Here is a 1034-nt window from a genome sequence, read left to right as displayed (position 1 = left end):
CCTTTAAACAACTCGTTAGAAAACTAAAAACAACGAAAGAGATTCAAAAGCCAATTGCTTATTTTTACGGCATCGTCTCAAAAAAATTAAAAGAACTTTATTTTGAAGAGTTATATGAAATGGGATTCCCAGTTGAAATCCAGGATACACATAATCAAGATCAATCTAAACAGAACTTAAGGAGAGACTCGTCACTTTTTCAAGAGCCAATGTGTAAGCCATTTGGAAATTCACTTCATCCGGAACAAAAAACTTGGAATGAAGAATTGAAGGTGCCATTTGAAGACCGCAGGGATCCTGAACTTGAAAGGGATTATCAAGCCGCCAATCGTGGTAAATATTTTTTTGCGATCTTCAAAGAACTTTTAGAAAGCTAAGAATTCAAGTCTAGCAGTGTGGCAGCATGATTTTCTTGGACTCTGAACCTTTTAAATATCATTTTTGTGTGGAACTCCCTTTTGGGAGGGCTTTTATGATTTTTATAATAATTAAGCTTCTGAAGTTCAATTCAACAGCCAACTACGTTTGGAATTTCATTAAAAGATAGATTTTGAGAACGATTTAATCTACTAAACCAACATCAGCAATTAAAAACTGTCAAACGCTTTCTTAATCAAAGGCCTACAATTAAACCAGCCTAGCTTAGTTTTTTACATATTTTCATTTATTACCAATTTTTGTAAACCGTTAAAAAGGTCTTGCCTCTTAATAAATATTATTATACGAAAGTAAATGAAGTTTAGAATGTTTATGCATGATGATATGCTCAGCCTCTAGAGGAAAAACAAATGAGAGGGTTTTGTAAAAAAATAAAGCCTTATAGTAAACATCTGATGGAATATATTCAGTTGTAACAAATATCGAAGATAACAACCTATCCGTCATTGATATGAGTAATTTCTGTTACAAACACAATCGAAACTGGATAAGGTCTTCATGGATTTAGAATTTCTGCTGATAATAGGTTCGCTTATGTAGCCAATATGGGTGAAGATACAGTTAGCGTTATAAATTTAGAAGCTTTACTGAAGAGA

The 1034-nt window shown here is 32.8% G+C and carries 1 pseudogene; it reads left to right on the top strand.

Annotated elements, in window-relative coordinates:
* A pseudogene (locus HR057_RS16785) lies at positions 1-377 on the top strand (hypothetical protein); the annotation flags it as partial.
* Between the last annotated feature and the right edge of the window lie 657 nt (positions 378-1034).

Origin of the sequence: Calidifontibacillus erzurumensis (assembly GCF_013303125.1) — a bacterium.
Classification (GTDB): Bacteria; Bacillota; Bacilli; order Bacillales; family Bacillaceae_J; genus Calidifontibacillus; species Calidifontibacillus erzurumensis.
This window is presented reverse-complemented; position numbering and strand designations above follow the sequence as displayed.